Consider the following 5,421-nt stretch of genomic DNA (forward strand, 5'->3'; position numbering starts at 1 on the left):
CCCTATTTCAAGGGGTGTTACAGAGTATATAAAAGGAGAAAATCAAAATATTGGAGAGATTATTTTTGATGAATATGTGCAAATCCCTGCAAAAGGCATCGAGGCAAAGTATGACAACAGGACTGTTTTAGGCGGAAATCTGAAATTTATAAACGAACATGGGGTAGATGTAGATTTTGCACTGCAAGAGACAGCTTTTTATTTTGTAGCTGACAGCGAGCTTGCAGCGATATATGAGCTAAAAGATAGAATAAAAGATGGCATAGAAGAGCTTATATCAAGCATGCAGCAAAAGAGAATTGATATTGTTCTTTTAAGCGGAGACCATGAAAACATAACAAAGAGCATAGCAAATGAAGTAGGAATAAAGACTTTTTTATATGAGCAGACTCCTCAAGATAAAGCAGAGTATATAAAAACTCTTCACAACCACGGTAAAAAGGCAGTGATGGTCGGAGACGGGGTAAATGATATCTTAGCACTTGCCTCGGCTGACATTGCTATAGCTATGGGAAGCGGTAGTGATATAGCGGTAGAAGTAGGGGATGTGGTGCTACTTGATGATTCATTAAGGTCGCTAAATGATGCTTTTAAAATCGCTCAGACAACGTTTGGTCTCATAAAACAAAATCTTCTAATATCATTAGTATACAATGCTGTGACGATTCCTCTCGCAATGGCAGGATATATCATACCGCTGTTTGCTGCGATCTCTATGTCACTTAGCTCACTATTGGTTGTGGGCAACTCAATGAGAATACGCTATAAATGGAGAAATAGATAATATGGATAATTGGATAATAGTTATGATGCTCAGCGTTTCTATTTTTTTGGGAGCGGTTGCACTCTTTGCATTTTTATGGGCAATTAAAAATGGACAGTTTGACGATGAAGAGAAGTTTTTAAATGCTGCAAAATTTGATGGAGAAGATGAACTCAATGATGCTCTAATACAGGAACAGAAAAAAGAAGCTTTGAAAAAAAGTTATAAACCAGAGTGAGTAAAAAAACGGATTTTATTTTGAGAGAGACGAGCCACCCTAAGGGTGGCTCAAGGTAAATTATTTACCGATAGTTTGCGCGAAAGCGTCTAGCTCTTCATCAGAGTACTTAGAAACCTGACCAACCATAAGAGCTTTTTTAGCAGCACCATAGGTACCAGCTTTGTAACCCTTAAGTGCAGTAGCGATATCAGCTTTGCTCATCTCTGAAACATTTTTATTACCCATATGAACTTTTGTCCAATCAGCACCATGACAAGCAGCACAACCAGCAGCATTTACAGCAGCCATTAAAACAGTAGTTGCACCCAAAGCAACAATTGATAAAACGATTTTTTTCATTTTTAACACCCTTTTTTTTGATTCAGGCAAATTGTAATGAATTTATACTTAAATGAATATTAATATAATATTTTTTTATATTTGGGAGTTGTTTACAAGGAGTTAAAGAAATCTATGTGGAGAATTGCCACAGTGGGCAATTCAGGTAAATTATTTACCGATAGTTTGCGCGAAAGCGTCTAGCTCTTCATTTGAATATTTGTCAACTTGACCTTTCATAAGACCTTTCATTGGTCCACCGTAACTACCGTCTTTATAACCTTTAAGTGCAACAGCAATATCAGCTTTGCTCATCTCAGAAACATTCTTAGATTTACCTAGAGCAGCCTTGCTCCAATCAGCACCGTGACAACCTGTACACGCAGCAGCGTTTACAGCAGCCATTAAAGCAGTAGTTGCTCCTAAAGCAACAATTGATAAAATGATTTTTTTCATTTTTTATACCCTTTTTTTAATTTCAGCCAAATTATAATGATATTTATCTTAAATGCTTGTTAATGATTTATCTGTTATTATTTTATTAAATTTACGAGGTTTTGGTGCATTAGATGAGATACATAAATGATGATTTAAGCGACAAAGATCTGTTGCTTAGCCTAGAATCAAACTATAAATTTGATTATATTTTTCATGAAGCAGCTATCCCTGATACTACAGCGCTTGAACAGGATTTGATGGCAGAAAGAGAAGATATTATTAAGGCAAGCATAAAAGCTATGAATTTAAAAAGAGCGGAATCAAAGCTTACTATTAAAAGAAATTAAAAAATGAAAAACCTGAAAAATTTCACTCCTAAAATATTGGTCATCGGTGATTTGATGATAGATCACTATCTATGGGGAAGCTGCGAGAGAATCTCTCCTGAAGCTCCTGTGCAGATTGTGGATATTGCAAAAGAGACGACGGTTCTAGGCGGTGCTGGAAATGTTATTAACAACTTAAAAGCACTCGGTGCGAAAGTGAGTGTAAGCAGTGTTATAGGCAAAGATGAGAATGGCACAGAATTAATTGACATGTTAAAAAAAATAGGCGTTGAAGCAGGTGGAATTATTATTCAAAACGGAAGAAAGACACCTAAAAAAAGCCGTGTCATAGCTGCCTCACAGCAGATACTTCGATATGACAAAGAGAGCAAAGAGGAGATAGAAAAATCCTCAGTAGAGAAGATTTTAAACTCGCTTACAAATAGTGTCTCTGAGTATGATGCCGTTATTTTGTCTGACTACGGAAAAGGCGTTTTAACCGATGAGCTGTGCCAAGGAGTTATAAAGCTCTGCAACAAAGAGGGTATTAAAGTTTTGGTTGATCCAAAAGGGAGTGATTACAGCAAATATAGAGGCGCATATCTTTTAACACCAAATAAAAAAGAGGCGATGCTAGCCACAAAAATTGAAATAAAAGATAAGACAAGCCTAAAAGACGCACTTTTAAAGATAAAAAAAGAGGCTGACTTGGCAATTTCTCTTATTACGCTCTCAGAGGATGGGATTGCCGTATTTGATGATGATATAAAGATATTTCCAACCGTTGCAAAAGAGGTTTTTGATGTAACAGGCGCTGGAGATACGGTCATCGCCTCCATCGCTTTTGCTCTCAGTGCTAACAAAAGTATAGAGGATGCTGCAAAGTTTGCAAACCTTGCAGCGGGTGTAGTAGTTGGAAAAATCGGCTCGGCAACGGTTACTCTTGATGAGATAGAAGAGTATGAAGCGACTCTGCATAAAAGTACTTCAGAAGCGCATATAAAAAGCTTTGATGAGATAAAAGCGGTAGTGGAGCGTTACCGTGCAAACGGCAAAAAAGTTGTCTTTACGAACGGCTGCTTTGATATTTTGCATGTCGGACATGTCAAGTATCTCCAGATTGCAAAGAGTTTCGGAGATGTTTTGATTGTGGGGCTAAATTCAGATGCATCCGTTTCCCGCCTAAAAGGTCCATTACGCCCTATCAATATCGCAGAAGACAGAGCTTACCTCTTAGCAGCATTAGAAGCGGTAGATTTTGTCGTTCCGTTTGAGGAGGATACTCCCTACGAGCTTATAAAAATGATAAAACCAGATACGCTTGTAAAGGGCGGCGATTACGAAGGTAAAAGCGTGGTAGGAACAGAATTTGCTCTAGAGTTGAAGCTAGTTGACTTTGTAGATGGAAAGAGCACTACAAAGACGATTCAAAAAATAAAAGGAAATTAAATGTTTAAAAAGATATCTTTAATAGCATTAAGCACAGTATCTGTCTTTGCAATGCATAGTGCTGAAGTAAATATAAATAACTCAGATTTGGAGCTCTCGGCAAAGCTTGATATGGGGCAGTTTAATGATAGTATTGAACCCGCTACTATCTTTTTGGGTGCAAAATATTTAAATGCAGATGAGAGACATAGTGATGTGCGCAACATAGAGGATTATCAAGAGATAAATTTTTTGATGCAAAAAAATGTAAATAGTAATTTTAGATTAGGATTAGGTGTCAAACTGAACCACACTGATGAGTTTATTTCAATTCCTTTAGGAGTAGAGGCTGTTTATAAACTTCCTGTTAGTTCAAGCGTACCGTTTTACATCGGTGCCAGCATATACACTGCTCCTGAGGTACTCTCTTTTGATGAAGCAGACAGCTTTTTGGAGTACCGTTTTACTTTAGAAGCAGAAGCAATACAGAATGGTTTTATAACATTAGGATATAGACATATGGATACAAACTATGAGAGAAGAGATGTAGAGTACAATGAGTCTATATATTTTGGTCTAAAGTTTCTGTTTTAGTTTGTTTTAGCGCCATAGGAAGTGACTCCTTTGGCTAAATTTAACTTTTTTATATAAAGTTATACGCTGTCTTTTACATATATATAGAGCGGCGATGAGCCTATGTTTAGCGTTTGGCTCTCTATCCTCTCTCCTTCATGAGAAAAAACCGTGAAAAAATCTTCATTTTTTAGTGTTGTCGGCTTGAGCGACCAGTGGATTTGAAGAAGCATATTGTCCACTAAAAACTGAAGAATATAATAACCCCGTTTTATATCAAGTCGTAAAAATTGAGAGTTTTTTAGATTTTGCACCATAAATTTGTATGTTGTATAAGCAGAGCGTTTTTTTATGCCCTCTCTATTGTCAACAAGCCCATAACCTGGAGCTATTAGCTGATGCCACGAAACAGAGTCGACCTGCTGTGAGGCAAGAGCAAGCAGATAGTATCGTAACATGTAGTCGCTATAAAGCTCTTCGCTAACACACTCGTACTCGCTGGTAGGAGCGTACGGTGCAGTGCCGCTAATGGGCCAGTTTGTCTCTGTAATGTGTAGCTTATGATTGCTTTTTGGACTGAGCCAGACCATTGTACTGAGCAGCGAGATTTTGTCCTGCAAGTTAAATCCCATCTGCATATTTTCAGGCGCACCGCGTCTATCTACATATAAAAGGGATGAGATGCCGTCATACTTGTAATCATAAAGATTAAAAAGTGTATGAGCGCTAAAATGGTACTCAAAGTCTATAACGCCGCTTCCGATAAGCTTTAGATGTGGAAATTTTGATATTTTTAAATCATAGGCGACTTTATAAAAACGGCTGTACTCATCAACGCTGAAAAATCCCCATTTTGCCCTGTTAATTGTAGAGCCGATTTCAAAAAGATCTACATGTTGATTTAGCGAGGCAAAAATTGTCTCTAAATCATTTTGCAAAAGTGATAAATCTTCTATATGTTCTCTGTCTTGAAGAATTTTGAGCGTTACTTTTTTATCTCTACATAAAAGTATAAAATCTTTTAAAAGCGGGAGTTTTTCCATCTCCCAAAGTTTTATGCGAAGCAAAATCCTATCTACGTCAAGCTCTTCTATCATCTCTAGAGTCTCTTTTGGATTGCGTTCAAAATCGACACCAAGGCAAAAGAACTCATTTGAGTCTATTTTTTTTCTTTTTACAAACGGAGTCATTATTATTGAAAAAGGGATGATTGCAAGAGATGTCAAAAAAGTTTTGAGCAGCGAGCCAATCTGGCTTTTTCGCATCTGTTTTTTGTAGTTTTTGTCTTGTAATGGATATGGCTGATCGGAATAGTTATCCCACTTGTATGGCTT

At 37.2% G+C, this 5,421-nt stretch carries 8 protein-coding genes; 5 read left to right on the forward strand and 3 right to left on the reverse strand.

The genetic code is table 11. From position 1 onward, the window contains the following. Nucleotides 1-784, forward strand: a 784-nt coding sequence (locus RQ763_RS09040) for an HAD-IC family P-type ATPase (protein WP_314152499.1), incomplete at its 5' end; no start/stop codon positions are given. Between the two features lies 1 nt (nucleotide 785). Next, complete coding sequence (ccoS, locus tag RQ763_RS09045; protein WP_314152500.1) at nucleotides 786-1,001, forward strand: cbb3-type cytochrome oxidase assembly protein CcoS; 216 nt, start codon at nucleotides 786-788, stop codon at nucleotides 999-1,001. A 60-nt stretch (nucleotides 1,002-1,061) separates the two neighbouring features. On the opposite strand, the gene RQ763_RS09050 is transcribed toward ccoS, so the two are convergent. Together RQ763_RS09050 and RQ763_RS09055 are read right to left on the reverse strand one after the other, a co-directional pair. Then, entirely contained in the window at nucleotides 1,062-1,343 is a 282-nt protein-coding gene (locus RQ763_RS09050) for a c-type cytochrome (protein ID WP_314152502.1), read from the reverse strand. Between the two features lie 150 nt (nucleotides 1,344-1,493). Continuing rightward, a complete protein-coding gene (locus tag RQ763_RS09055) occupies nucleotides 1,494-1,778 on the reverse strand; it encodes a cytochrome C (RefSeq protein WP_314152504.1) in 285 nt (94 codons plus the stop codon). 113 nt (nucleotides 1,779-1,891) lie between these two features. Here RQ763_RS09055 and RQ763_RS09060 point away from each other — a divergent pair, with 113 nt between their 5' ends. The 3 genes from RQ763_RS09060 to RQ763_RS09070 are packed head-to-tail and all read left to right on the forward strand — an operon-like array spanning nucleotide 1,892 to nucleotide 4,108. After that, nucleotides 1,892-2,107, forward strand: coding sequence for a hypothetical protein (locus RQ763_RS09060; protein WP_314152505.1), 216 nt, complete (start codon nucleotides 1,892-1,894; stop codon nucleotides 2,105-2,107). Between the two features lie 3 nt (nucleotides 2,108-2,110). After that, on the forward strand, nucleotides 2,111-3,535 hold the full coding sequence (gene rfaE1 / locus RQ763_RS09065) for a D-glycero-beta-D-manno-heptose-7-phosphate kinase (RefSeq protein ID WP_314152507.1): 1,425 nt from the start codon (nucleotides 2,111-2,113) through the stop codon (nucleotides 3,533-3,535). Then, nucleotides 3,536-4,108, forward strand: a complete 573-nt coding sequence (locus RQ763_RS09070; RefSeq protein WP_314152509.1) for a hypothetical protein — start codon at nucleotides 3,536-3,538, stop codon at nucleotides 4,106-4,108. Between the two features lie 59 nt (nucleotides 4,109-4,167). On the opposite strand, the gene RQ763_RS09075 is transcribed toward RQ763_RS09070, so the two are convergent. Beyond that, nucleotides 4,168-5,421, reverse strand: a 1,254-nt coding sequence (locus RQ763_RS09075) for a glycosyl hydrolase (RefSeq protein WP_314152511.1), incomplete at its 5' end; no start/stop codon positions are given.

The sequence above is a fragment of the Sulfurimonas sp. genome, assembly GCF_032250635.1.
In the GTDB taxonomy this organism is placed as follows: domain Bacteria; phylum Campylobacterota; class Campylobacteria; order Campylobacterales; family Sulfurimonadaceae; genus Sulfurimonas.

Excerpts from the sequence above, each read along its gene's own strand:
- ccoS (WP_314152500.1), top strand. The coding sequence starts at position 786 with ATGGATAATTGGATAATAGTTATGATGCTCAGCGTTTCTATTTTTTTG.
- RQ763_RS09050 (WP_314152502.1), bottom strand. The coding sequence starts at position 1,343 with ATGAAAAAAATCGTTTTATCAATTGTTGCTTTGGGTGCAACTACTGTT.
- RQ763_RS09055 (WP_314152504.1), bottom strand. The coding sequence starts at position 1,778 with ATGAAAAAAATCATTTTATCAATTGTTGCTTTAGGAGCAACTACTGCT.
- RQ763_RS09060 (WP_314152505.1), top strand. The coding sequence starts at position 1,892 with ATGAGATACATAAATGATGATTTAAGCGACAAAGATCTGTTGCTTAGC.
- rfaE1 (WP_314152507.1), top strand. The coding sequence starts at position 2,111 with ATGAAAAACCTGAAAAATTTCACTCCTAAAATATTGGTCATCGGTGAT.
- RQ763_RS09070 (WP_314152509.1), top strand. The coding sequence starts at position 3,536 with ATGTTTAAAAAGATATCTTTAATAGCATTAAGCACAGTATCTGTCTTT.